At 66.2% G+C, this 24,539-nt stretch carries 21 protein-coding genes; 9 read left to right on the forward strand and 12 right to left on the reverse strand.

The window, feature by feature from the left end; translation table 11 throughout:
• The first annotated feature begins 66 nt into the window (after nucleotides 1–66).
• The 6 genes from U5A57_RS12275 to U5A57_RS12300 are packed head-to-tail and all read left to right on the forward strand — an operon-like array spanning nucleotide 67 to nucleotide 7,672.
• Nucleotides 67–1,725 (forward strand): ABC transporter substrate-binding protein, encoded by a 1,659-nt coding sequence (locus U5A57_RS12275; RefSeq protein ID WP_321911148.1) that lies wholly within the window; start codon nucleotides 67–69, stop codon nucleotides 1,723–1,725.
• Between the two features lie 13 nt (nucleotides 1,726–1,738).
• Complete coding sequence (locus U5A57_RS12280; protein WP_321911150.1) at nucleotides 1,739–2,731, forward strand: ABC transporter permease; 993 nt, start codon at nucleotides 1,739–1,741, stop codon at nucleotides 2,729–2,731.
• Nucleotides 2,728–3,621, forward strand: coding sequence for an ABC transporter permease (locus U5A57_RS12285; protein WP_321911152.1), 894 nt, complete (start codon nucleotides 2,728–2,730; stop codon nucleotides 3,619–3,621). The genes U5A57_RS12280 and U5A57_RS12285 overlap by 4 nt, the downstream gene beginning before the upstream one ends.
• 46 nt (nucleotides 3,622–3,667) lie before the next feature.
• Nucleotides 3,668–5,215 (forward strand): class I adenylate-forming enzyme family protein, encoded by a 1,548-nt coding sequence (locus tag U5A57_RS12290; protein ID WP_321911154.1) that lies wholly within the window; start codon nucleotides 3,668–3,670, stop codon nucleotides 5,213–5,215.
• Between the two features lie 8 nt (nucleotides 5,216–5,223).
• The gene (locus U5A57_RS12295; RefSeq protein WP_415774612.1) at nucleotides 5,224–6,003 is read left to right on the forward strand and encodes an SDR family oxidoreductase; all 780 of its coding nucleotides are present in this window, start codon (nucleotides 5,224–5,226) and stop codon (nucleotides 6,001–6,003) included.
• A gap of 13 nt (nucleotides 6,004–6,016) precedes the next feature.
• Nucleotides 6,017–7,672: an ABC transporter ATP-binding protein gene (locus U5A57_RS12300; RefSeq protein ID WP_321911157.1), complete on the forward strand. Its 1,656-nt coding sequence runs from the start codon at nucleotides 6,017–6,019 to the stop codon at nucleotides 7,670–7,672.
• A 38-nt stretch (nucleotides 7,673–7,710) separates the two neighbouring features.
• Here U5A57_RS12300 and U5A57_RS12305 read toward each other — a convergent pair whose 3' ends face one another.
• The 8 genes from U5A57_RS12305 to U5A57_RS12340 all read right to left on the reverse strand — a co-directional run bounded on the left by U5A57_RS12305 (nucleotide 7,711) and on the right by U5A57_RS12340 (nucleotide 14,653).
• Complete coding sequence (locus U5A57_RS12305; protein ID WP_321911160.1) at nucleotides 7,711–8,670, reverse strand: branched-chain amino acid ABC transporter permease; 960 nt, start codon at nucleotides 8,668–8,670, stop codon at nucleotides 7,711–7,713.
• Between the two features lie 9 nt (nucleotides 8,671–8,679).
• Complete coding sequence (locus tag U5A57_RS12310; protein WP_321911161.1) at nucleotides 8,680–9,558, reverse strand: branched-chain amino acid ABC transporter permease; 879 nt, start codon at nucleotides 9,556–9,558, stop codon at nucleotides 8,680–8,682.
• A gap of 12 nt (nucleotides 9,559–9,570) precedes the next feature.
• Entirely contained in the window at nucleotides 9,571–10,317 is a 747-nt protein-coding gene (locus U5A57_RS12315) for an ABC transporter ATP-binding protein (protein WP_321911163.1), read from the reverse strand.
• Nucleotides 10,314–11,084, reverse strand: a complete 771-nt coding sequence (locus U5A57_RS12320) for an ABC transporter ATP-binding protein (RefSeq protein ID WP_321911164.1) — start codon at nucleotides 11,082–11,084, stop codon at nucleotides 10,314–10,316. The genes U5A57_RS12315 and U5A57_RS12320 overlap by 4 nt, the downstream gene beginning before the upstream one ends.
• Nucleotides 11,081–12,322, reverse strand: a complete 1,242-nt coding sequence (locus tag U5A57_RS12325; RefSeq protein WP_321911166.1) for an ABC transporter substrate-binding protein — start codon at nucleotides 12,320–12,322, stop codon at nucleotides 11,081–11,083. Before U5A57_RS12325 ends, U5A57_RS12320 begins: the two co-directional genes overlap by 4 nt.
• A 42-nt stretch (nucleotides 12,323–12,364) precedes the next feature.
• Complete coding sequence (locus U5A57_RS12330; protein WP_321911168.1) at nucleotides 12,365–12,910, reverse strand: carboxymuconolactone decarboxylase family protein; 546 nt, start codon at nucleotides 12,908–12,910, stop codon at nucleotides 12,365–12,367.
• A 45-nt stretch (nucleotides 12,911–12,955) separates the two neighbouring features.
• Complete coding sequence (locus tag U5A57_RS12335) at nucleotides 12,956–14,332, reverse strand: LLM class flavin-dependent oxidoreductase (protein WP_415774613.1); 1,377 nt, start codon at nucleotides 14,330–14,332, stop codon at nucleotides 12,956–12,958.
• A gap of 174 nt (nucleotides 14,333–14,506) precedes the next feature.
• Nucleotides 14,507–14,653 (reverse strand): hypothetical protein, encoded by a 147-nt coding sequence (locus U5A57_RS12340; RefSeq protein ID WP_321911171.1) that lies wholly within the window; start codon nucleotides 14,651–14,653, stop codon nucleotides 14,507–14,509.
• 400 nt (nucleotides 14,654–15,053) lie between these two features.
• Between U5A57_RS12340 and U5A57_RS12345 the strand changes: the two genes are divergently transcribed.
• Both U5A57_RS12345 and U5A57_RS12350 read left to right on the forward strand, forming a co-directional pair.
• On the forward strand, nucleotides 15,054–16,664 hold the full coding sequence (locus U5A57_RS12345) for an ABC transporter substrate-binding protein (protein ID WP_321911172.1): 1,611 nt from the start codon (nucleotides 15,054–15,056) through the stop codon (nucleotides 16,662–16,664).
• Between the two features lie 29 nt (nucleotides 16,665–16,693).
• Nucleotides 16,694–18,226 (forward strand): amidase, encoded by a 1,533-nt coding sequence (locus U5A57_RS12350; RefSeq protein ID WP_321911173.1) that lies wholly within the window; start codon nucleotides 16,694–16,696, stop codon nucleotides 18,224–18,226.
• Nucleotides 18,227–18,275: 49 nt separating this feature from the next.
• Here the strand turns inward: U5A57_RS12350 and U5A57_RS12355 are convergent, their stop codons facing one another.
• The 4 genes from U5A57_RS12355 to U5A57_RS12370 are packed head-to-tail and all read right to left on the reverse strand — an operon-like array spanning nucleotide 18,276 to nucleotide 22,975.
• Complete coding sequence (locus U5A57_RS12355) at nucleotides 18,276–19,016, reverse strand: ABC transporter ATP-binding protein (protein ID WP_321911329.1); 741 nt, start codon at nucleotides 19,014–19,016, stop codon at nucleotides 18,276–18,278.
• Between the two features lie 53 nt (nucleotides 19,017–19,069).
• Entirely contained in the window at nucleotides 19,070–19,936 is an 867-nt protein-coding gene (locus tag U5A57_RS12360) for an ABC transporter ATP-binding protein (RefSeq protein ID WP_321911174.1), read from the reverse strand.
• 13 nt (nucleotides 19,937–19,949) lie between these two features.
• Nucleotides 19,950–21,773 (reverse strand): ABC transporter permease, encoded by a 1,824-nt coding sequence (locus tag U5A57_RS12365; RefSeq protein WP_321911175.1) that lies wholly within the window; start codon nucleotides 21,771–21,773, stop codon nucleotides 19,950–19,952.
• Complete coding sequence (locus tag U5A57_RS12370; protein ID WP_321911176.1) at nucleotides 21,770–22,975, reverse strand: ABC transporter substrate-binding protein; 1,206 nt, start codon at nucleotides 22,973–22,975, stop codon at nucleotides 21,770–21,772. Before U5A57_RS12370 ends, U5A57_RS12365 begins: the two co-directional genes overlap by 4 nt.
• 305 nt (nucleotides 22,976–23,280) lie before the next feature.
• Between U5A57_RS12370 and U5A57_RS12375 the strand changes: the two genes are divergently transcribed.
• Nucleotides 23,281–24,480 carry an ABC transporter substrate-binding protein gene (locus U5A57_RS12375; protein WP_321911177.1) on the forward strand — a complete coding sequence of 400 codons (1,200 nt, stop codon included), beginning with the start codon at nucleotides 23,281–23,283 and terminating at the stop codon, nucleotides 24,478–24,480.
• The last annotated feature ends 59 nt before the right edge of the window (nucleotides 24,481–24,539 follow it).

Below are 24,539 nucleotides of genomic sequence, written 5' to 3' on the forward strand. Positions count from 1 at the left end.
CACGACGGCTCGCGATCCCTCCAGAACCCACGCTACGCCGGCCCGTGCGGGTCGCCCCATTTCGTCATGAAGAAGAATCCGCCCTACTCCCGACGCTCCTTTCTTTCCTTGACCGCTCGCGGCGCGCTCGCGGCCGGTGCCGGCGTTAGCGGCATCGGCGGTCTCGCCACGGCGGGCCGCGCCATCGCGGCCACGCCCGCCCCGCAAACCGTCGCGCCCAGACGCGGCGGCGCGCTGGTGGCGAGCTGGGGCGGACTTGAACCCCAGGCGCTGTTCGTGCCCGGCGGCGGCGGCTCCAGCCCGCTGCAGACGTCCACGAAGATCCTCGAGCGCCTGCTCAAGCTCGACAGCACGCTTGCGTTCCAGCCGGTGCTCGCCACGAGTGTGAGCGCTTCGCCCGACTTCCAGACCTACACCATCAAGCTGCGCCCGAACGTGCGCTGGCACGACGGCCAGCCGTTCACGGCGGACGACGTCGTCTTCAATGTGCTCGAATACTGGAAGCCCATTTCCGCGGGCATCGCGCTCAAGACGCTGCAAAGCGCAAAGGCCCTAGATCCGCTCACGGTCGAACTGCGCTTCACGCGGCCCGTGCCCGACTTCTTCCTGAAATCGGTGCTCGCGGGTCAGTACCAGGTGCTGCTGCCGAAGCACCGCTATGCCGGCAAGGAAATCCTCACGAATCCGCTGAACAACGCGCCGGTCGGTACTGGCGCGTGGAAATACGGCGAGTGGGTGCGCGGCAGCCACGTCGAGTACCGGCGCAACGATCAATACTGGGGCGCGGGTCAGCCGTATCTCGACAAGCTGGTCGTCTCGTGGTGGGGCGACTCCGCCTCGCGTTCGGCAGCACTCGAAACCGGTGAGCTTGCACTCGCGTACTCAAACCCGGTGCCGGTGCGCGATATCGACCGGCTCGTGAAAACCGGCAAGGTGGTCGTCGATACCAGGGGCTACGAAGATTCCGCGTGGACGGTCACGGTCGAGTTCAACCAGCGCCGCGCCAACGTGCAGCGCCGTGAAGTCCGCCAGGCGTTGCTGCATGCCATCGACCGCAAGTTCATCGTCGACACGATCTACTTCGGGCGCGGCCGCCCCGCCGTCTCGCCGATCTTTCACAGCAATCCGCTCTTCTTCACCGACGACGTGCCCCATTACCCCTTCGACCCGAAGCGCGCAGGCGCGCTGCTCGACGCGGCGGGGCTGCCGAACCGCGAGGGCGGTCGCTTCACCGTGAACCTGCTCGCGGCCGCGTGGTTCGAGGAGAACGCGAAGCTCGGCCAGTACCTGAAGCAGGCGTTCGAAGACGTTGGCGTGAAGGTGAGGCTCGATTCCGTTGACCGCGCGACCGCGCTCAAGCGCATCTACACCGACTACGACTACGACATCGCCATTTCGAACTTCACCGCGCCGCTCGAACCGGTGCCGGTAGTCACGCAATATTTCACGACCGATGGCATCGTGAAGGGCGCGGCGTTCCGTAACGCGACCGGCTATTCGAATCCGGCCATGGATGCGCTCGTCGACAAACTCAGCACCGAGACGAACCCCGACAAGCGCAAGCAGCTCGCGCACGACTTCGCGCGCCTCGCCTCGACCGAGGTGCCGATCGTGCCGCTCGTCGAAATGCAGTCGTTCACGCTCGCACGAGCGAACGTGCGCGATTTCACCACCAGCTCGAACGTGCAGGGCGACTCGCTCAACGCGGTCTGGCTGGCCGCGTGAGAGGGGCGCAGCCATGATCGCGCGCCTGATCGTACGCCGGCTGTTGCAGGCCATTCCGCTGCTGCTGGGCGTCATCGTGCTCAACTTCTTCCTGATTCACTCGGTGCCGGGCAGCTTCCTCGACGTGATGACCGCCGACCAGCAGGTCACCGACCCCGCGCTGATCGAGCGTCTGCGCGTGCTTTACGGCATGGATCAACCGCTGTGGCAGCAATTGCTGCATTACATCGGCGCGGTCGCGCATCTCGATCTCGGCTACTCGTACCGGCACAACGAACCGGTGTTCGACGTGATCGTCGAGCACCTGCCCGCCACGCTCGTGCTGATGCTCTCCAGCATCGCGATCGCGGTGCTCGTCGGCGTAAGCGCCGGTGTGATCGCCGCGGTCAAGGTGAACACGTGGTGGGACTCGCTCGTTTCCGCCGCGGCCGTGCTGTGTTTCGCGGCGCCGAGCTTCTGGCTCGGCATCATGCTCATCATCCTGTTTTCGGTGCGGCTCGAATGGTTTCCCGTGGGCGGGATGACCACCATCGGCGCCGACTATGGCGGCGGGCTCGCGGGCCAGTGGCATGCCGCGCTCGATGTCGCGCGGCACCTCGTGCTGCCGGCCACCACGCTGGGGCTCTTTTATGCCGCCACCTATGCGCGCGTGATGCGCGCGTCGATGCTCGAAGTGAGCCGCCTCGACTTCGTTCGAACCGCCTACGCCAAGGGCCTCACGCGCCTGCGCGTCGTGCTCTCCCATATGGTGCGCAACGCGCTGCTGCCCGTTCTCACGCTGCTCGGCATCCAGCTCGGCGCGGTGCTCGGCGGCAGCATCGTCGTCGAGGCCGTATTCAGCTGGCCGGGCATCGGCGGCGTGCTGTTCGACAGCGTGATGAGCCGAAACTACCCTGTCGTGCTGGGCATCCTCGTGCTCAGCTCGCTGCTCGTCGTGCTCGCCAATCTCGTGGTTGACCTGCTCTACGCGCGGCTCGATCCGCGCATTCGTACGGAGGCGCCATGACGACGCTCGATCCGCTCGCCGGCACCGCGCCCGTTGCACGCGAGCCCTCGCCCGCGCGCGGCGGCGCATGGCGGCAGTTCCTGCGCCATCGAGGCGCGGTGCTGGGCGCACTGCTGCTTGTGTTCACGGTCGCCGTCGCCGTCGCGGCGGGCTGGCTCTATCCTGGCGACCCGCTGCGTATCGTCGGTGCGCCCGAGACCTGGCCCTTCCAGACGCACGACTTTCCGCTCGGCACCGACGCACTCGGACGCGACATCGCGGCACTGCTCGCGCACGGTGCGCGCGCCACGCTGCTCGCGAGCCTTTGCGCCAGCCTCGTCGCAACGCTGATCGGCGTCGCGATCGGCCTCGCCGCCGCGTGGTACGGCGGCTGGATCGACGCCCTTCTCATGCGCACGACCGAGCTGTTCCAGATCGTGCCCAACGTCGTGTTCGTGCTGACTATCGTCTCGATTCTCGGCCCGCGCCTGCAAAACACCGTGATCGCCGTGGCGCTCGTCTCGTGGCCGGCAATCGCCCGGCTCACGCGCGCGCAATGCCTGAGCTTCAAAAGCCGCGACTTCGTGGCGGCGTGCCGCACCGTCGGACTCAGCCCGTGGCGCATTGCGTTCGGCGAGATCCTCCCCAACGCGCTGCCGCCCGTGCTCGTGATGGGCACGCTCGTCATAGCGGGCGCGATCCTCTATGAATCGGTCGTGTCGTTCCTCGGGCTCGGCGACCCGAACCTCGCGAGCTGGGGCCGCCAGATCGGCGAGGGGCGCACGCTCATCAGGTCCTCCTGGTACCTGTGCGCCGAGCCCGGCATGGCGATCATGCTCGTCGTGCTGGCGCTCAACCTGATCGGCGACGGCCTGAACGACGCGCTCAATCCCGTGTTCCGCAAGCGCTAGGCGCGCGGTCGCGATTTTTCAAACTCATCAAGAAGGATTCCTGATCATGACACGATGGACCAATCTCGGCAGCCTGGTCGATCGCTCGCTCGATCTCGACAGCCCCGCCATTATCGATCTGCGTGACGCCTCGCGTCCCGTTACATGGACACACGCCGAGGTCGACCGTCTCGCGAACGGCGTGGCGGCCGCGCTCCTCGCGCGCGGGTTGCAGGCTGGCACGCATGTCGCCATCGCCTCGCTGAATCGGGCCGAATATCTGATCGCCTACTTCGGCATCATGCGGGCGGGACTCGTGGCGGTTCCGATCAACATCAAGCAGTCCCAGGAGAACCTGGACTACGTGCTACAGGACGCCGAAGTGGCGCTGGCGTTCGTCGACACGGACCGCCGCGAGGCGCTGGCCGCGCGCGTACCCGTGATCGACTTCGACGACGTCGGGCCCGAAGGCTTCGCGGCGCGCATCGCGCCAGCCGACTTCGAAGCCGTCGCCGCGAACCCCGGCCAGGTCGCGCAGATGCTCTACACGTCGGGCTCGACGGGCAAGCCCAAGGGGGTGCCGCTCACGCACGCGGGCCAGTTGTGGGCGCTCGGGGCGACCTGGGTCAAGCCCGCCGACCCTGGCGCGGAGCGCTATCTGCTCGCGCAGCCGCTCTTTCATATGAACGGGCTGTTCATGGCCAAGCGCGCCTTCTCGGTGAACGGCCTGCTCGTGATCCAGCCAGGCTTCGACGTGCCCGCCTACGTGGATGCGCTCGAACGCTACCGCATTACCGTGCTCGCCGCGGTCCCCACCATGTTCGCGCGCATCGTGAAGGACCCCGCGCACTACGCCGGCCGCGACTTTTCCGCGCTCGGGCGCATCATGCTCGGCTCCGCGCCGATGAGCTTCGCGTTGTTCGAGCGCATCCAGGCGGTGTTCGCGCAGGCGCGCATCGTCCACGGCTACGGGACCACAGAAGCCGGGCCGAGCGTGTTCGGGCCGCATCCGCAAGGCTTGCCCACGCCCCCGCTTGCCCTCGGCTACCCGCTTTCGGCCGATGCGGTGCGTCTCGTGAACGGCCCGGATGAAAGCGAAGGCGTGCTGCTCATGCGCAATCCCGCCGTGATGCATGGCTACCACCGGCTGCCGGAAAAGACCGCGCAAGTGCTCGACGACGGCTGGTACAACAGCGGCGACGTGATGCGCCGCGACGCGAACGGCTTCTTCTACTTCGTAGGCCGCGCCGACGACATGTTCGTCTGCGCGGGCGAGAACATCTATCCGGTCGAGGTCGAAAAACTGCTCGAGTCGCACCCCGAAGTGCGCCAGGCGAGCGTTGTGCCGCTGCCCGACGAGGAACGCGCCGCCGTGCCCGTGGCTTTCGTCGTGCGGCAGCCCGGCAGCGCGCTGTCGGCCGATGCGCTCAAGCAGCATGCGCTGGCGAACGGGCCAGCCTATCAGCACCCGCGCCGTATTGCGTTCGTCGCGGAACTGCCGTGGGCGGGCACGAACAAGGTCGATCGCCACGCGCTGCTGCAGCGCGCACGCGAGCTGGAAGCCGCCGGCGGCTGGAGTCGCGGCAAGCTGGCCGCGCCGGGAGTCCTCGCATGAGCGCCGCCCTGAACGTCAATGCCGCGCCCGGGAGCCTCGCGGGCAAAGTCGCGCTCGTCACGGGCGCGAGCCGTGGCATCGGCCGTGCGATCGCGCTTGCGCTTGGCCGGCGTGGCGCGTTCGTCGCGGTACATTTCGGCAGCGCGCATGAAAAGGCCGAGCATGTCGCACGCGAAATCGCCGATGCAGGCGGCCAGGCCTTCGTGCTAGGCGCGGACCTCGCCACCACCGATGGCGTGCGCGTGCTGCTCGACGGCCTGCGCGCCGCGCTGCGCGAACGCGGCCTGCCCGAAGCCTTCGACATCCTCGTCAACAACGCCGGCGAGGGCTTGCGCGCACGCATTGCCGAGGTGCAGCCCGTCGACTACGACCGCATCATGCAGGTCAACCTGAAAACGCCCTTCTTCCTGATCCAGCAGTCGTTGGCGTTGCTGCGCGACGGCGGGCGCATCGTCAACATCTCGTCGATGGGCACGCGCGCCGCCTATCCGCGCATGAGCGTCTATGCGCCCGCCAAGGCCGGGCTCGAAGCGCTGACGCTCGTGCTCGCCGCCGAACTCGGCAGCCGCGGCATCACCGTGAACGCCGTGCTGCCCGGCGCGACCGCGACGGACCTGAACCGCGACGCGAGCGACCCGGTCGCGAGCGTGGCCATCGCGCAAACCGTCGCGCTAGGCCGCGTGGGCCAGCCCGACGACGTTGCCGACATCGTCGCCTTTCTCGCAAGCCACGAGGGCCGCTGGGTCACGGGCCAGAAAATCGACGCAAGCGGCGGCCAGCGCCTCTAACCCCGGAAACGCGATGACTACGCTGCTCGAAGTACGCAACCTCACGGTCGACCTGCCCGCAGGCGCCGACCGGCCGCACGCGTTGCGCGACGTATCGCTCTCGCTCGACGAGGGCGAACTGCTGTGCATGGTCGGAGAAAGCGGCTCCGGCAAGTCGATGACCGCCGGCGCCCTGCTGGGATTGTTACCGGAAGGCGTGCGCGTGACGGGCGGCAATCTGCTGTGGCGTGGCGACACCGATTTGCTGACACTGCCGCACGCGCAGTTGCGCCGCTGGCGCGGTAGCCGCATTGGCATGATCTTCCAGGAGCCGATGACAGCACTGAATCCGCTGCGCACGATCGGCGACCAGATTGCCGAAGTCTTTCGCACGCACACTCGCCTTGGCCGCGGCCAGATTCGCGCGCGCTCGCTGGAACTGCTCGACGCCGTGCAGATTCCCACACCGGAACACGCGCTGCGCCGCTACCCGCACGAGCTCTCCGGCGGTCAGCGTCAGCGCGCGATGATCGCCATGGCGCTCGCGCTCGAACCGGCGCTCTTGATCGCCGACGAACCGACCACGGCGCTCGACGTTACGACGCAAGCGCAAATCCTCCATCTGATTCGCGACCTGCAGCGCCGCAACGGCACCGCAGTGTTGTTCATCACGCACGACTTCGGCGTGGTGGCCGAAGTTGCCGATCGCATCGCGGTCATGCGGCATGGCGAAGTCGTCGAACAAGGCGCGGCCCGCGAAGTGCTGAACCGGCCGCGTCATACCTATACGCAGACGCTGATCGACGCAGTGCCACCGGCGCCTGCGGCAGCTCGCGTCGACGCCGCGCCGCCCTTCACGCAAGGGGCCGCGCCGGCGTTGCTGAGCGTCGAGGGACTGACGAAGACGTACCGCGCCCGCGGCCGGCGCGCGCAAGCCACCGCCGCCTTACGCGACGTCTCGTTCGAGGTGCAGCAAGGCGCGACGCTCGGCATCGTCGGCGAAAGCGGCTCGGGAAAATCGACGCTCGCGCGCGCCATCATGCAACTCATCGCCCCCGACGCCGGCGCGATCCGCTACGGCGGCGACCTGGCCCACCGCGCCCGCACCCGCGAAACGCGCGCGCACCGCCTCGGCGTACAGATGGTGTTCCAGGACCCGTACGGTTCGCTGAACCCGCGGCGGCGCGTTGGCGACATCGTCACGCAAGGGCCGATCGCGCGCGGCGTGGAGCCGGCGCGCGCCTATACCCGCGCACGCGAACTGTTCGCGCTGGTCGGTCTCGCGCCCGACGCGCTCACGCGCTTTCCTCATGAATTCTCCGGCGGACAGCGTCAGCGCATCGGGCTCGCGCGTGCGCTCGCACTCGAGCCCAAGCTGCTTGTCGCCGACGAGCCGGTATCGGCACTGGACGTTTCGGTGCAAGCGCAGGTGCTGAAGCTGCTCGCGCGGCTGAAGAACGAACTCGGCCTGTCGATGCTGTTCATCACGCACGACCTGCGCGTGGCGGCGCAACTGTGCGACCGCGTCGCGGTCATGAAGGGCGGCAGCATCGTCGAGTACGGCGCGCCGGGCGAGATATTCTCCGCGCCGGCCCACCCCTATACGCGCACGCTGCTCGAATCGGTGCCGGGGCGGGACTGGAATCCGCCGCGGCGGCGCGAGGACACCGCGCTTGCGCAAACCGGCTGATCGCGCGAGCGCACGTGGGCGCTTGCGCGCTTGCGCACTCACACCGATCGCTCACCCGCGCTTGCCGCCGACCGCCTCCGGCGCCCGCCCCCTACGCCGTTAGCGGCCTGATTCGATTGCGAACCGCGCCCGACTTCGAGCCGGTACTCGCGCACGAAACCTTCGGGCTTGAAGATCAGCGCGAGTATCAGCCCCAGTCCGACCAGCATGAGCCGCAACGCCGCGAGCTGGCTCGAAGACAACCATGTCACGTAGTCGTTCAGGAATCGCGTGCCCTCGAGCAGCAGCACCACCGTGAACGTGCTGAGCAGCATGCCGCGATTGCTGCCCCTGCCGCCGATGATCACGTTCATGAACGCATACGCGGTGAGAATGGGACCGAATTGCGTCGGGTCGATGTACTGGTAGTAAAAGGCATGCAGGCAGCCTGCCAACCCGATCGCGCCGCCGCCCAGCGCGAACAGACGCAGGCGCAGCGCCAGCACGTTCTTGCCGAGCGTCGCGGCGACCAGCGGATCGTCGCGGATCGCGCGGGCCGCACGCCCGAGCGGTGCGCGCGCAACGAGTTCGAATAGCACGAACACGCCCGCGAGCAGCGCGAGCGTGAGGAGCAGAAGCGACGCGTCGCCCGCGACGGGCCGCGCGATGTTCGAGATGCCAAGGCTTCCGCGCGTGAGCCATTCCTCATGAACCACCACGAGCTTCAGACATTCCGCCGCACCGAGCGTGACGATGGCGAGATAGTCGTCGGACAGACGTATCGAGATGAGGCTGACACACGCGCTCGCCAACGCGGTAACGACGACGGCGAAGACCATCGCGAGCCACGGGTTGAGACCCATCTTCGTGAGCTGTGCGCACACGTACGCCGCCAGCATGTAGAAACCGAAGAGCCCGAAGTTGACGAGACCCGTCAGGCCCCATTGCGCGTTCAGCCCGAGCGCTGCGATGCCCGCAATCGCGATCAGCATCATCAGAGAAAGAAAATACGGCGCCATGTCCTTGACCTATCGAGTAACGCGCGCCTGCCCAAACACTCCCCAGGGGCGTGCGAGCAGCAGCGCGGCGAGCACGGCAAAAGCGACCACGGTGCGGTAGTGCGACGCAATGACGAGCGTCGAGAGTTCGGATGCCACGCCCATGACGAGCGCGCCGAACACGGCGGCCATCGGCTTGTCGATGCCGCCGAGAATCGCCGCGGCGAACACCGGCAACAGGTAGTTCCAGCCCATTTGCGGATCGAGCGTGGCGTCGAGCCCGACGAGCAGCCCGCCGGCCGTGGCGAGCGCGCCGCTCACGAACCACATCGCGGCCACCGTCCGGTTGAGCGAGACGCCGCGCACCGCAGCAAGCGCCGCGTTGTCCGCGACCGCCCGCATCGCCCGTCCCAGACGCGAATAGCCGAACAGCGCCCACACGGCGACGAGACTGCCGAGACCGACGGCAGCGATCAGCCACTGCTCATGATTCACACGCAAGCCGCCGAGCGAATCGAGCGACGGGAAACGCGTCGGCCGCGCCGGCTCCACGTCGTAGCCCAGCGGCGTGCCGCCCGCCACGAAGCGCACCGCGTTTTCCATGACCAGCGCGACACCCATGCTCGCGACCAGCAGCGTCACGCCGGAGCGGCCGCGCAACGGGCGATAGACCAGCCAGTCGATCACGACCGCGATCAGTCCGCCCAGCAGGATACCGGCCAGCGCCGCGAACTGGATTGGCCAGCCCAGCGCGACATTGAAGAAGTAGATCACGTAGGCCCCGAGCGTGAGCATTGCGCCGATCGCGAAGTTCGCGAAACGCAGAATGCTGAAGCTCAGCGCCAGCGCCAGTGCCGGCAGTGCGACGAGCAGGCCGGAGACGAGACCGTTGAAAAGGATCTGCAACATGGTGCGAGGTAATCAGAGAGTCTCGGGCACGCCGGGCTGCGTGCCGAGGTAAAGACGATGCAGCCGGTCATCGGCGAGCAGTTCCTGCGCTGGCGCGAGCAGGCGAACCTGTCCCGCGACGAGCACGAGACCGTGATCCGCTGCTGCGAGGCCGAGCTTCACGTTCTGCTCGATCATCAGCAGCGTGATGCCCGTCGCGCGAATGCGCGCGATCGATTCGAACAGCAGTGCCGCGTTGCGCGGCGAGAGGCCCGCTGAGGGCTCGTCCAGCACCAGCAGCGAAGGGGTCTGCATCAGCGCGGACGCGATCGCCACCATCTGGCGCTGCCCGCCGCTCAGCAAGCCGGCGCTCGCCGCAAGGCGGTCGCGGATCTCGGGAAAGAGCTGCAGAACGTAATCGAGCCGATCGCGCCGTGCGGATATCTCCATGCGTGGATGCAGAAACTCCCAGCCGAGCCGCAGGTTGTCGCCAACGGTGAGATTGGCGAACACATTGCGCTCCTGCGGCACATACGCGAGCCCGAGACGCGATCGCGCGAGCGCGTTCAACGCTTCGACAGGCTTGCCGCTTAGCGCGATCGATCCACGCGACAGCGGCAATAGCCCGACCACCGCCTTGAGCAGTGTCGATTTGCCCGAGCCGTTGGGCCCGACGACGGTGAGCGCGCCGCCCGCCTCCAGCTCGATATCGACGCCATGAAGAATGTCCTTGCCGGCGTATCCCGCATGCACGCGTTGCAGTGACAGGGCCGCGCTCATGCCGGCGCTCCGAGCCAGGCTTCCTGCACGCGCGCATCGGCGGTGACAGCGTCGAACGTGCCCTGGGTCAGCACACGGCCTTCCGCGAGCACATACACGTGATCGCACAGCGCCGCCATCAGTTCCATGTTGTGTTCGACGATGCCGAACGTCATGCCTTCATTGCGCAGATCCACAATGAACTCGCCGAGTTCGCCGATGAGCGCAGGATTGACGCCCGCGGCGGGTTCGTCGAGCAGCAGGATGGACGGTTCGAGCATCAGCGCGCGGCATAGCTCCAGCAGCTTCTTCTGACCGCCCGAGAGGACCCCCGCCGGTTCGTCGGCCAGATGTGTCAGACGTACGCGCGCGAGCAGCGACAGCGCCTGTTCCGTGGCCAGCGCTTCGGCGCGCCTCACGCTGCGGCGCGAGAACACTGCGCCCACGAGACTTTCGCCGCGCTGTGCGGGCGCGGCGAGCAACAGATTCTCGAGCACCGTGAGGCTATCCAGTTCGCGTGACAGCTGAAAGGTGCGTCCGATGCCCGCATGCGCGCGCGCATGGACCGCGAGCCGTGTGATGTCGCGTCCGCGCAGCATCACCGTGCCGCGCTGCGGTCGCAGCGTGCCCGCGAGCACATTGAAGAGACTCGACTTGCCCGCGCCGTTCGGCCCAACGAGCCCGGTGATCTGGCCGGCCCGCAAACCGAGCGATGCGCCGTCGAGGGCGTGCACGCCACCGAAAGCAACGCTGACATGCTCGGCGCTCAACGCAATGTCGTCGTTCATCCGAGCGTGTCGACCAGTTGATTCGCGCCGTTCTTGATGACGAAGTGCCCGTACTCGCGGTTGAGCTGATCGCCGGTCGGCGTGAAGCGGAAACTCGACCCCGCGCCGCTGTAGGCGATCGCCTGCTTCGCGCGCAGCGCCTTGAGGCCATCGACCGGATTCTCGACCGTTTTGGGATTCGGCCCCGTGCCGTTGACGACCGGCAAGATGAACTTCGCGAACACGGCGGGGTCGGCACTGCCCGCGCGTTCGATCGCAAGCGCCAGCACCGAAATCTCGTCCCACACGTTGGAAGGAAAGATTGCGAGCGTGTTCGCCGGAATGCTCGCCCGCTGCGCAAAGGTCTTGTACGCGGTCGAGCTTGCGCTCGGAATCGACTGAATATGATGAATGCCCTCGGCCACGCTCTTGCCGACGTTCTTGATGAATGCGCCCTCCGCGTCCGCCGCCGACGAGTTCGCATAGATACGCGAGTCGCTGAAGCCGCTGCGATAGACTTCGCGCGTGATCGCCGAGAGATCCGGCAGATAGCTCGGCAGGAACACGGCGTCGGGCTTCTTGCCGAACACCTTCTCCACTTCCGCGCGATACGAAGCCTGATCCGGGTTGTAATACACCACGTCGAGAATCTTCCCGCCACCCTTTTTGAAGGTATCGACGAACGGATTCACCATGCTCAACGTGAACGGCGTTTGCAACGCGAGCACCGAAGCCGTATGCGCGCCGTCTTTCAGCGCGGCGCGCGCGAAGGCCGCGCCCCAGTCGGTGCCGCGCGCCTGGAAGCGCCATACGAGGCCCTTGTTGTCGCCTTGCGTGACTTCGTCGCCGGAGCCGGTCACGAACAGCGGCACGCCCTTTTCGATGGTGAGCGGCTTGATCGCCATCGCAACCGCGCTGCTCCACACCCCTGTGATCGCCACGACCTTCGAGACGTCGAGCAGCTTGCGTGCGGCGGCAACGCCTGCGGTCGGATTGCTTTCGTCGTCTTCGACGAGGATCTCGATCTTGCGGCCGCCCAGCACACCGCCGCCCTCAGTGTTGATGAAGTCCGCAGCCTTTTTCGCGGCGTTGACCATGCCTTCGCCATAGGCGCCGCCCGCGCCGGTAAGTGGCGCGAGCAGCCCGATGCGGACAGGACCACGGTCCTGTGAAAATGCGAGACGCGGAGCGGCAAGTGCGGCAAGGGCGGCACTCGCCACACCCAGGAAGGCACGGCGGTCGAAGGTGGAATCGGACATGACGAACGGTGAAAAGCGGTGAAAAACGGTGAAAGGGAGCGGTTAAGCCGGATGCACGGCAGTCGGGTCTTCGCCGATCTGCAGCGCCTGGTTGAAGCGATTGAAGAAGCCGCACAGCGCGATGCGCAAGGTCAGTTCGACGATCTGTGCCTCGCTGAAGTGCTCGCGCAGACGCTCGAATACATGGTCGCGAATGCGCTGCGGCGCGTTGGTCACCGCGATCGCGTATTCCACCACCAGCTTGTCGACGGCATCCAGTTCCGGATGGTCCCGATACTCGAGCAACGAGCGCGCACCGGCCTCGCTCACGCCTTCGATCGCGAGACGCGGTGCGTGATTGCTCACGCAGTACTCGCAGTCGTTCAGCAGCGAGACCACGACGATCGCCATTTCGACGTACCGGTACGGCACCGCATTTCGCGCTTTCAGTGCAAGCAGCATGCGCGGCAAATGCTCGACCGCGGGCCCGACGTGCGAAAGTACGGAGAACTGATCGGCGAAGTGTGCGCCATTACCGGTGAATGCATCGAAGCGTTCACGCAGTCCGGCGGAAAAGTTGGAAGGATCGGGTTCGCTAACGCGGGGCATAGGGGGTTCTACCGTGAAAGGAAGTGGATGAAGGGCTCGTACTCACTACGCCGCGCCGGAATCGAAGCGCAAGCGCGCGCCCACGTGTGGCGCTTCGAGATGCGCACCCTGTCCGAGCAGTTTCTCGCGCAGCGTGCCTTCTTCATAAGATGTCTTGTATGCGCCGCGCCGCTGCAGTTCGGGCACGAGGTAATCCACGACATCGTGGAACGTGCGCGGAGATTCGACCCACGCGAGATTGAAACCGTCGATGCCGGTTTCCTCCACCAGCGACTGCAGTTCGTCCGCGACCTGCGCGGCATCGCCGACGATCACGGCGCCGCGTCCGCCGATCGTCACGAACTCGACCGCGTCACGCACCGTCCATTCGCGATCCGGATCGAGCTTGCTGAACGACGCGAGCGCGGACTGGCCCGCATCCGTATCGACATAGTGCAGCGTATCCTCGGGCTTGTAACGCGACAAATCGATTCCCGTCCAGCCTGAAAGCAGCGCCAGTGCGCCCTCGTAGCTCGCACGTTGCCGGTAGGCTTCGTAACGCGCCTGTGCCCGTTGCGCGGTTTCGTCGACGATGACGGTGCACATTGCAAACAGCAACGCGCTGTTGGGCGCGCGTCCCGCTTCTTCGAGCGCCGCGCGGATCGCCTGGACCGATTTGCGAAGACCGTTGCGCGTGGGCGCGCCAACGAAGATACATTCCGCGTGCTTCGCGGCAAACTGCGTGCCGCGTGTGGACCCGCCGGCCTGAAACAGCAGCGGCGTGCGCTGCGGCGACGGCTCGCACTGGAAAATGCCTTCGCTCTGGAAGTAACGGCCCTTGTGCACGATCGGGCGAACCTGTTGCGGGTCGGCGTAGATGCCTCGCGCCGCGTCCCGCTTCACGGCCCCGTCTGCCCAACTCCCCTCCCACAGCTTGTAGCAAACCTCCAGGAACTCGTCGGCGCGATCGTAGCGTTCGTCGTGCGCGCGCAGTTGCGTCTCGCCAAGACTGCGGGCACCGCTTTGCAAATACGACGTCACGATGTTCCAGGCTACGCGTCCTTTCGTCAGGTGATCGAGCGTCGTGAAACGTCGTGCAAGCAGGTAGGGGGCTTCATAAGCGACCGAGACGGTCACGCCAAAGCCGAGCGACTTTGTGGCGTGCGCCATCAGGGGAATGAGCGGGACGGGATCGTTCATCGGCACCTGCGCGGCCGTGCGAACGGCGGCTGCGGGGCTTGCGCCGAAAACGTCGTAGATGCCGGTCACGTCGCCGAGGAAGAGTCCGTCGAAGAGTCCGCGTTCCAGCACTTTTGCGAGGTCGACCCAGTAGTCGGTATCGAGGTAGCCGATTGAATTGTCGGCGGGGCCGGTCCACTGTCCGGGCGCAAGATGCCCGACACAATTCATCATGAAAGCGTTCAAGCGGATCTGGCGGGGCATGGCAGCAGGGAACGGCGTGTGAAACGGCTGATTGTATTGCTCGCTCATGGCCAGGTGAACGCTGCTCTTCTTATATCCTTATGGGGGCCTTCATCAAAAGCAGCACACGATTTCGAATATGGTCTTGAAGCATTGCGCAATGCGCTGTGAGAGCACGGCCATTGCGGACTCCATCTAGCCGATGGCAGGCGAACGCACGATCCGCACGGTGATTTCGGGCTTGAAGTCGCTCACCTGCACGACGGATACCGGAAATGATTCGATGTTCGTATTATCGGCGGCCGATATGTAAATCTCGAATTGATATTGGCCGTCGTTCAAGGCGAAAACCATAATCGGCAATGAGCGGCTCTCGCCGCACACGCGCGCTCGCCCTGGCGTGAAACGCGCGCTCTCAACCCCGTCTGGACCGCTGCGGGCGCGAACGCTTGCGCCACACGGTGATACGCCTCGCGCCAGCGCCTGCATACAGGAGGTAACGTCTTGAGTACTACTGATCGGGCAGCTATGGCTCGGCGTGCTCGGTCAGGCCTCATAAGCCGCGCATTTTCGCGCAGCAAAGCGTTGCCGGCCGCTGTCCTTACGCCGACGAATTCCGTACAGCGAACCTGCACAACGATACCTGCAAAGGCTATCGGCAGCCCGACTAGTTCCCGCGTTGGCACGAACGCATTGCGGCGCGCGAGGCGCGCCGAATCCCGTTTCCACCACTGGAGGCACGATGAGTATCGACCGCAGGGCTTTCCTGCAACTTTCCGCGAGCCTGCTCGCGAGCGGAGCCGGCATGCCGCTCGCGGCGCGCGCACAGACGGCCGCCGCATCCCCCACGCCTGCAGCGGGCGGCACCCTCACCTACGCGGTCCAGCAGGAGCCCCCCGGCCTCGTCTCGCTGCTCGACACCAATACGGTGATCCGCAACATCAGCGCGAAAATTTCCGAGGGACTGCTGCGCTATGACGCACAGTTCCGTCCGCAGCCGCTGCTCGCGGTGCGCTGGTCGGTGAGCGACGACGGCCTGCGTTATACGTTTGCGCTGCGTCCCGACGTGCGCTGGCACGACGGCCAGCCATTCACATCGAACGATGTGCGTTTTTCCGTACTCACGCAAAAGCGCCTCGGCCCGCGCGGGCGCATCACGCTGGCGAACGTCTCCCGCGTGGACACGCCCGACGCGCTGACAGCCATACTCGTGCTCGACAAGCCCACGCCGTATCTGCTCAAGGCGCTCGCTTCGGCCGAACTGCCGATCGTGCCGCAACACCGCTACGGCGAAGGCGATCCCGCGACGAACCCGAACGTGCTCGCGCCCGTCGGCACGGGTCCGTTCGTTTTCGACAAATGGGTGCGCGGCACGTACATCAGCCTCAAGCGCAACCCGGACTACTGGCGCAAGGGCGCGCCGCATCTCGACCACGTGGTGTATCGCATCACGCCCGACCAAGGCGCGATTTCGGCGGCGCTCGAAACGGGCGAAGTCGACGCCGCCACCAACGTCGCGCTCGCCGACTTGCCGCGGCTTGCGAGCCTGCCACATCTGCGCGTGGACGACAGCTATGACGCGTACCTCAACAATGCAGCGTTCCTCGAATTCAATCTCGACAATCCGGTGTTCGCGAACGCCGACGTGCGCCGCGCCATCGCGCATGCGGTCGATCGCAACTTCCTGCGCGATCACGTGTTCTACGGCCGTTCGCAGGTTGTCAATTCGCCGGTGCCGCCCGTGCTCGCCGACTACTACGACGACAGCACCTTCGCCTATTCGTACGATGTCGCAAAGGCCAATGCGCTGCTCGACGCCGCGGGTCAAAAACGTGGCGCGGACGGCCAGCGCTTCACGGTGAAGATCAACTACATCACCGGCAGCGATTTCCGGCGCAGCGCCGAATACCTGCGTGCGGCGCTGTCTCGCGTGGGCATCAGGGCGACGATTCTCGACGGCGATCTGCCCACGTATCTGCGCCGCGCTTATACCGCACGCGACTTCGATCTCAACATCAACGGGCTCGGGCGCCTCTACGACCCGACCGTGGGCGTGCAGCGCATCTATTGGGGCGACGGCGTGACGCATCCGCTCATCTGGATCAACGCGTCGCATTACCAGAGTCCGGAGGTCGACGCGCTCTTCAAGGCAGCGGCCGTCGAGCAGAACGACGCTCGGCGCGCGGCGAACTTCAAGCAGATCCAGCAGATCGTCGGCCGCGATTTGCCCGTGCTCCCGCTCGTGACCGTGCCCTCGGCGGTACAGGTTTACAACCGCCGCGTGCACAACCTCAACAACAGCATCGATCTCACGGCCGGAGACCTGTCCGACGCATGGATCGCACCGGCCTGAGCCGACCCGACCACAAGGAAAGCCACACCATGAGCACCACCAACCTGCACGACACCGACACCGACAACGACACTGCCAGCGTGCTCGATGCGCTCACCTTCGCAAGCGCGAGCGAACAAGCCCGCGCGCTCTCCGAAGGCCGCGTGAGCGCACTCGAGTTGCTCGAACACAGCCTCGCGCGCATCGACCGCTTCGACGGCGCGATCAACGCAGTCGTCGTGCGCGACGACGAACGCGCCCGCGCCGACGCCCGTGCCGCGGACGCCGCGCTCGCACGCGGCGAGCGCAAGCCACTGCTCGGTGTACCCATCACCGTGAAGGAATCGTTCGATGCCGAAGGGCTTGTCACGACGGTCGGCAAGCCAGAATTGGCTGAAAACCGCGCGCAGCGCGATTCAGCGGTGGTCGCCGCGTTGCGCGAGGCAGGCGCAGTCGTGATCGGCAAGACCAACGTGCCGCTCGGGCTCACCGATTTGCAGAGCTATAACGCGGTCTATGGCAACACCAGTAATCCGTGGGACCTTGCGCGTACGCCTGGCGGCTCATCGGGCGGCGGTGCGGCGGCCGTCGCGGCGGGCTATGTCGCGCTCGAAGTCGGCTCGGATATTGGCGGCTCCGTGCGTATTCCGGCGCATTTCACGGGCGTCTATGGGCACAAGGCGAGCTATGGCCTCATCGCCACGCGGGGCTCGGGCCTGCCGCCCGGCCGCCACGCACCGCGCGATCTCGGCGTGGCCGGGCCGCTGGCGCGCTCCGCCGCCGATCTCGATCTCGCGCTCGGCCTGCTGCTCAACCGCGACCCGGAGTTGAACAAGGCGTGGCGCGTCACGCTGCCGCCGCCGCGCCACTCGCGGCTCGCCGAGTTTCGCGTGCTCGTGATCGATCGCTGGCCGGGCGTGGAGCCGAGCGCCTCGGAGCGGCTCGTTGTCGATCGCGTGGTCGAGCGCCTGAACGCGCAGCGCGTGAAATTCCGGCGCCCTGCCGATCTACCCGAAGGCCTGCTGCCTGATCTGCGCACTTCGCACACGGTGTACCGGACGCTGCTCGGTTCATCGGCGGTGCAGCCGTTGCCCGACAAGACTGCGCAAGCGCGCCTCGCCGCCCTCGCGCACGACGACGACAGCCACGAAGCCGCCACGCTGCGCGCGCCTTCGATCTCGCATCGCGACTGGCTGGCCGCCAACGAGCGCCGTTTCGCGCTGCGCTCGCAATGGGAAGCGCTCTTCGAAGCGTTCGACGTGGTGGTCACGCCCGTCGCCCCCACGCCGGCTTTCCGCCACGATCACAGCGAACCCAAGGACCAGCGCGGGTTCGCCGTGACGTTCGCGGACGGCGTGCGTACGCTGCGTTTTAGCGACTTTTTCTACTGGGCCGGCTTGCCGGTGCTGCCCGGCCTGCCCGCGACGAGCTTCCCGCTGGGCCTGGACGACGACGGACTGCCGATCGGCGCACAGGCGGTCGGACCGTGGCTGGAAGATCGCACGCCGATCGCGTTCGCACGCTTGCTGGAAGATGCGTATGGCGGCTTCCAGGCGCCGCCGGGCTATGGCTCGGGCGAATGAGCGGCACGACTGCACGTCGCGCCGAGTGGCGGACACACGGGCCGCGCGCTCAGGAGGCGGTCTGCGCCGCGAGCGGGCCGCCCAGGTAAGCGTCACGAATGCGCTCGTCGGCGAGCAGCGCGCCAGCCTCGCCCGCGAGCACCACACGCCCGGTTTGCAGCACGTAGCCACGATGCGCGATCTGCAACGCGAGGCTCGCGTTCTGCTCGACCATGAAGAACGTCACGCCCTGTGCGTTGATCGTGCGGATCAGGTCGAGCACCTTGTCGACATAAAGCGGCGACAGTCCCATCGTCGGCTCGTCCATGCACACGAGCCTCGGTCGGCTCATCAACGCGCGCGCCATCGCCAGCATCTGCTGCTCGCCGCCGGAGAGCGTGCCCGCGCGCTGGCTGAGCCGCTCCTTCACACGCGGGAACAACGTCAGCATGCGTTCGTAGTCCTCGGCAATGCCTTCGCGGTCGCGCCGCGTGAAGGCGCCCATCAGCAGATTCTCGCGTACGCTCATGTCACCGAACAGCCGCCGCGCCTCCGGCACGGAGGCGATCCCGCGGCGCACGATCTGTGCGGTGCTTAGCCCGTCGAGCGGCGCGCCGTCGAAGTTCACCGTGCCCGCGCGCGGCTTGTGCAGGCCGAGAATCACCTTCATGGTCGTCGATTTGCCACTCGCGTTGCCGCCTAGCAGGCAGACGATCTCGCCGCGCGGCACCTCGACAGTCACGCCGAAATGGACCTGACTCTGGCCGTAGAACGTGTCGATGCGCTCGAGTTTCAGGAGCGGCGTGGTCATGGCGCGGCGCTCGCGTGAAGCGTCGTTGAAAAGTGGAATGACGTGCGCCTCGCTCATAAGCCCACCGCACGCGATAGATCATCGGCGCCGACATGGCGATGACCGAGATAGGCTTCGATCACTGCCGGATCATGACGCACCTCGTGCGGCGCGCCCGCTGCGATGACGCGGCCCTCGTCGAGCACGAGCACGCGGTCGGACAGCGTCATCACGAGTTCGAGTTTGTGCTCGATGAGCAGAATGGTCAGCCCTTCGCGCTTGAGATCGAGCAGCAGCGCGAGCATCTCGGCCGTTTCGGATTCGTTCATGCCGGCGGTCGGTTCATCGAGCAGCAGAATGCGTGGGCCGAGCATCAACGCGCGCGCGATCTCCACGCGCCGCCGGTTCGCATAGGAAAGGCTATGCGCGGGCTGATCGACGCGCGGCGCGAGACGCTCGCCAAAGCGCGCGATCACGGCGTGCGCTTCGGCGCGCAGCGCCGCCTCCTCTCGCCTCACTGCGGGCGGCTGGAACAACGCGCGCAGCAACTCCACCACTGCCCCCGCAACCGGCAAGCCTTTGCGCGCGGCGTCAAGGCGTGCATGCGCGCCCATCAGGACGTTGTCGAGCACGCTCAGGTTGCCATATACGCGGCCGTGCTGAAACGTGCGCGCGAGACCGCGCGCGGCAAGCTGCTCGGGCGCATAGCCCGTTACATCCTCGCCTTCGAAACGGATCACGCCTTCATTGGGCATGTCGGCGCCCGCGAGCAGGTTGAAGAGCGTGGACTTGCCCGCGCCGTTGGGGCCAATCACGCTCACGCATTCGCCTCGCGCAATGGAAAAGCTCACGCCCGCAACCGCGGTCAGTCCGTCGAACCGGCGCGTGACATTACGCACGTCGAAGAGGATTTCGGCTTGCGCCGTGGAATGGATGGACATCGCAGATCCCCCTTCAGACCGAACCGAACAGACCCTGCGGCCTGAATCGCACGAGCAACAGAAGCACGACACCGTACACAAGCATTCGATACTCCGCCGCGAAGCGGAACAGCTCAGGCAGGCCAATCAGCGCCGTCGCGCCGATCAGTGCGCCCGCAACGTTTCCGAGTCCGCCCAGAATCACCATCGTCAGGCCGAGAATCGACACCTGCGAATCGAAAGTCTGGTAGTTGATATAGCTGTACAGGTGCGCGGCAATGCCGCCGCCTATCCCCGCCGCGAAGCCGCCCCACGAAAACGCAAGGGCTTTGTAGCGGTTCGGACGCACGCCGTACGCGCGCGCGGCCACGTCATCTTCGCGCACCGCGCGCCATGTGCGGCCCAGATGCGAACGCAGCAGCCGCAGTTGCAGCAACGCGAGCACGATCAGGACGGTGAGCGTGAACCAGTAAACCTGGCGCGCACCTTCGAGCGTCCAGCCGAAAAGCGAGAGCGGCGCGATCCCCGACACACCGATCGGGCCGCGCGTGAGACTGTCCCAATTGAGCACGATCAGTCCCACGATTTCGCCAATGCCGAGCGTTGCGATCGAAACGTAGTGGCCGCGAAGGCGGAACGACGGATAGACCAGCAGCGTGCCGAGCGCCGCCGTCAGCAATCCTGCCAGCACAATGGTCAACGCGGGCGTCCATCCGAAATGGGCGCTGAGCAGCGCCGAGGCATAGGCGCCGATCAACAGCAGCGCCGCGTGGCCCAGCGAGATCTGCCCTACAGTGCCCGCCACGAGCGTGAGACTCAGCGCGAGCAGGCCATAAATCCATGCGTTCGTGAGCGTTTGCAGCACATACGGCGAAGCGACCACGAACGGCAGCGCGGCCGCGATCACGATCAGGGCGGCGATCGCGGGCCTGGGCACGCTCAGCGCCCGCCGATTCGAAACAAAGGTGCCCGTGAGCGGCTCCGGCGGCAAGCGCCGGTTTGCGCTGAACAAGCCGTTGGGACGCCACACCAGAAACGCCAGCAGCAGCACGAACGCAAACAGATCGCGATAGCTCGTGCCAAAGAGCGCCACGCCATAGCTCTCCACGAGCCCGAGAATGAGGCTGCCCGCGATCGCGCCCGGCACATTGCCGAGCCCGCCGATCAGCAGCGCCACGACGCCTTTGAGCGTGGCCTGGAAGCCCATCGCCGGGTCGATGCTGTTGTAGTACATGCCGACGAGCAGCCCGCTCAGTCCGCCGAGGCCGCACGCGATGGCGAACACCGCACGGTTGACCGCGTTGACGTCGACACCCATCTGCTGCGCGGCGTCGCGGTCCTGGGCCGTCGCTCGCACGGCCCAGCCAAGGCGGCTGAAGCGCAGGAAGGCATAGAGCACGCCGGCCGCACCGATGCCGATCGCCGCGATCAGCACGTCAAGCGAGCCCAGCGTGGCCCCGCCGACCGCGAGCGTCCAGTTCGGCAGCGGCGACGGCACGGGGCGCGGATCGGGCCCGAAGGCGAGCTGCGCGAGCTGATCGAGCACGAAGCTGATGCCGATGGTGGCGAGCAGCGGTGCGATGCGCGCGGCCCCTTGCAGCGGACGCAAACCGATGCGCTCGATCGCCATGCCGAGCAGCGCGCATCCCGCCACGGTGGCAATGAGCGCGAGCGGCAACGGCAGGCCGAGCCGCGTGAGACACAGCCAGCCGATGAACGCGCCGACCATATACACGGAACCGTGCGCGAAGTTGATGAGGTGCGAAACGCCGAAGATCAGCGCCAGCCCAACCGCCAGCAACGCATAGATGTTGCCGACGATCAGGCCGTTGAGGGTGTAGTCAAGCCATGCGCTCATGGTCGCGGAAGTTCCGTATGGGAAGTGCGAAAAACACGGCGCCTACTGCGCGCGCAGCGCGCGAACTTGCCGTCCTTGACGACGAGATCCTGATTCTTCGCGCCCGCCACGCGGCGCGTTTGCGGGTCGAAGCGAAAGCGCCCGAAGATCACGCTCGGCACATCGTCGATTTGCGCGAGGCCGTCATGCACAGCGGCGCGCGTCGCGCCGTAGCGGCGCAACAATTCACCCGCGAGGATCATCGCGTCGTAGGCGCGCGCGGCGAACGTGTCGGGATCGGCGCCGTACTTCGCGCGATAACGCTGCACGAAGCTCTGCACCTCGGGGCGCGGATCGCCGGGAAAGAAGTTCGACTCGGTATAGACGCCGCTTACGGTGTTCCCGCCGAGTTCGAGAAACTTCGGCGAATACACCGATCCGACGGCGGCAATGGGCAGCGTGACACCCGCGGTGCGCGCCTGGCGCACGATCTGCGCGCCGTCCGAGTAGTAGGAGATCAGCACGATCGAATCGGGGTTGGCGCTGCGCACGCGGGTGAGTGTTGCGCGGAAATCCTTTTCGTCGGGCGGGTAACCTTCGGCGGCCACGATCTGCGCGCCGTGTGCACGCGCGGCCTTCGCAAAGATGTCCTCGCTGGTGCGGCCCCAATCGCTATTCAGATAAAGCACGGCGATCTTCCTGAAGCCAAGGCCGCCGGTTACGTATTTCGCGAGCATCGGCTGCTCCTCCGCCTGGCTGATCGCCGTGCTCCACATATAGTCGCCGCCCTTGGTGAAGTCGGGATGCGAGTTCGTGAAGCCGAATTGCACGAGCCCCGCGCGCTGATAGACGGGCGAAGCCGCCATCGAAGCGCCGCTCGAGAGGTCGCCCAGTTCCAGCAGGATGCGGCTGTCGCCCGCGAACTTCTGTGCGATGGCCACGGCCTGGCGTGGGTCGCTGCGGCTGTCTTCGAAGTCGTATTGCAGCGGGTGGCCATGAATGCCGCCGCTGCCGTTGATCTGATCGAGCGCGAGGTCGAAGCCGCGTTTCCACTGCTCGCCGTACTGGGCGTCCTGACCGGTTAGCGGTCCGCTCACGCCTACCCAGTATGGGTCGGCGGCGTGCGCCGCGCACGGCAGCGCAAGCGCGCCGAAGCACGCCAGCGCGCGCAGCCACCTGAATGACGCCAATGCGCCGCCCTCTTTGCCTACCCCGTTTGCCATGCTCTGTTCCCGTACAACGGATTGATGTGCCGAGATCTAATCACGCGGCAAAGAGGCGGACCAACCAAGTTTCGTGTCAAAGCTTTTAAGCGCGGCTGTGAAATGCTTATTCGCATTGCTGAAATGCGCTTTGTGCCTGTTGAACGACGCGCCCGGCGCACTTCACGAAGCGGAACCGGGCCCTTGTGAACCGCATATCGATAGTTGAATCGCTTTGTTGTGCAGAGGGAGGGCACGTTGGAGACTCGACAGGAAATCGCTTTCCATTCATGCGAACTCAACGAATCCACAAAGGAAGCACAGCCATGACGACATCATTTCGCGGTGCAAGACGCAAGCTGCTCGCCCGCCTCGCGGTTGCGCTCGTGCTCGCGCCAGGCGGTGCGGGCTTTCTCGCGTTTGGCACAAACGCGCAAGCCGCGGCTGCGACGGGCGAACCTGTCTGGTTCGGGGTGAGCGGTCCGCTCACGGGCCCGAACGCGCAGTACGGCGCCCAATGGCAAGCGGGCTTCGATCTCGCGCTCGAGCAGATCAACGCGCAAGGCGGCATCAACGGTCATCCGCTGCGCTACGTGTTCGAGGACAGCCAGAGCGACCCGCGCCAGGCCGTCACCATCGCGCAGAAGTTCGTCTCCGATCCTCGCATCCTGATCGAGCTCGGCGATTTTTCGAGCCCGGCTTCGATGGCGGCCTCGCCGATCTATCAGCGCGCGGGCCTCGTGCAGCTCGGCTTCACGAACTCGCACCCTGACTTCACCAAGGGCGGCGACTATATCTGGAGCCCATCGGTCAGCCAGGCCGACGCGCAGCCGCTCATCGCCGATCTCGCCGTGAAGCAGGGCTTCAAGCGCGTGGCAGTGCTCTATCAGAACACCGACTGGGGGCGCGCCAGCAAGGACGTGTTCGTGAAGGCCGCCGACGCACGCGGTGCGCAGGTCATTGCCGCCGAAGGCTATCAGCCCACTGACAAGGACTTTCGCGCAACGCTCATTCGTGTGCGGGACACGCACCCGGACGCCCTCGTGCTGATCGCTTATTACGCCGATGGCGCGCAGATCGTGCGCCAGGCGCGCGAAAGCGGGATCGGCCTGCCGGTGGTCGCGGCGGGCTCAGTCTATTCACCGAAATTCCTCGAGCTGGGCGGCGACGCCGTGAATGGGGTGACAACGAACACGAGCTTCTTTCCCGGCGACCCGCGCCCCGAGGTTCAGCGCTTCGTGCAGGGCTTCAAGGCAAAATATCATCGGGACCCCGACGCGTTCAACGCCTACGCGTACGACGCGGCCATCATCGCCGCCTATGCGCTGCGCGCGGGCGGCACGACACGCCAGGGCGTGCACGACGCGCTACCGAAGCTGCACGACGTGCCGAGCGTGGTATTCGGCAAGGCGACCTTCGATCCGCATACGCGCCGCATCGACGGCGTGAAAAGCATCGACCTCGTGGTGCGCGAGCATCAATGGGCGCTGTTGCCCGTGCAGCAGACCGTTGCCGTCAGGCAGTAACAAAAAAAGGGCGGCGCGCGGATGCATGCCGTGCGCCGCTTTGGGATCCAACCGCCAGA

This window comes from Paraburkholderia sp. J11-2, from assembly GCF_905220185.1.
Taxonomy (GTDB): Bacteria; Pseudomonadota; Gammaproteobacteria; order Burkholderiales; family Burkholderiaceae; genus Paraburkholderia.

Excerpts from the sequence above, each read along its gene's own strand:
- U5A57_RS12350 (WP_321911173.1), top strand. The coding sequence starts at position 16,694 with ATGAGCACCACCAACCTGCACGACACCGACACCGACAACGACACTGCC.
- U5A57_RS12330 (WP_321911168.1), bottom strand. The coding sequence starts at position 12,910 with ATGCCCCGCGTTAGCGAACCCGATCCTTCCAACTTTTCCGCCGGACTG.
- U5A57_RS12365 (WP_321911175.1), bottom strand. The coding sequence starts at position 21,773 with ATGAGCGCATGGCTTGACTACACCCTCAACGGCCTGATCGTCGGCAAC.
- U5A57_RS12285 (WP_321911152.1), top strand. The coding sequence starts at position 2,728 with ATGACGACGCTCGATCCGCTCGCCGGCACCGCGCCCGTTGCACGCGAG.
- U5A57_RS12325 (WP_321911166.1), bottom strand. The coding sequence starts at position 12,322 with ATGTCCGATTCCACCTTCGACCGCCGTGCCTTCCTGGGTGTGGCGAGT.
- U5A57_RS12300 (WP_321911157.1), top strand. The coding sequence starts at position 6,017 with ATGACTACGCTGCTCGAAGTACGCAACCTCACGGTCGACCTGCCCGCA.
- U5A57_RS12360 (WP_321911174.1), bottom strand. The coding sequence starts at position 19,936 with ATGTCCATCCATTCCACGGCGCAAGCCGAAATCCTCTTCGACGTGCGT.
- U5A57_RS12280 (WP_321911150.1), top strand. The coding sequence starts at position 1,739 with ATGATCGCGCGCCTGATCGTACGCCGGCTGTTGCAGGCCATTCCGCTG.
- U5A57_RS12290 (WP_321911154.1), top strand. The coding sequence starts at position 3,668 with ATGACACGATGGACCAATCTCGGCAGCCTGGTCGATCGCTCGCTCGAT.
- U5A57_RS12275 (WP_321911148.1), top strand. The coding sequence starts at position 67 with ATGAAGAAGAATCCGCCCTACTCCCGACGCTCCTTTCTTTCCTTGACC.
- U5A57_RS12335 (WP_415774613.1), bottom strand. The coding sequence starts at position 14,332 with ATGCCCCGCCAGATCCGCTTGAACGCTTTCATGATGAATTGTGTCGGG.
- U5A57_RS12375 (WP_321911177.1), top strand. The coding sequence starts at position 23,281 with ATGACGACATCATTTCGCGGTGCAAGACGCAAGCTGCTCGCCCGCCTC.
- U5A57_RS12345 (WP_321911172.1), top strand. The coding sequence starts at position 15,054 with ATGAGTATCGACCGCAGGGCTTTCCTGCAACTTTCCGCGAGCCTGCTC.
- U5A57_RS12305 (WP_321911160.1), bottom strand. The coding sequence starts at position 8,670 with ATGGCGCCGTATTTTCTTTCTCTGATGATGCTGATCGCGATTGCGGGC.
- U5A57_RS12315 (WP_321911163.1), bottom strand. The coding sequence starts at position 10,317 with ATGAGCGCGGCCCTGTCACTGCAACGCGTGCATGCGGGATACGCCGGC.
- U5A57_RS12370 (WP_321911176.1), bottom strand. The coding sequence starts at position 22,975 with ATGGCAAACGGGGTAGGCAAAGAGGGCGGCGCATTGGCGTCATTCAGG.
- U5A57_RS12355 (WP_321911329.1), bottom strand. The coding sequence starts at position 19,016 with ATGACCACGCCGCTCCTGAAACTCGAGCGCATCGACACGTTCTACGGC.
- U5A57_RS12320 (WP_321911164.1), bottom strand. The coding sequence starts at position 11,084 with ATGAACGACGACATTGCGTTGAGCGCCGAGCATGTCAGCGTTGCTTTC.
- U5A57_RS12310 (WP_321911161.1), bottom strand. The coding sequence starts at position 9,558 with ATGTTGCAGATCCTTTTCAACGGTCTCGTCTCCGGCCTGCTCGTCGCA.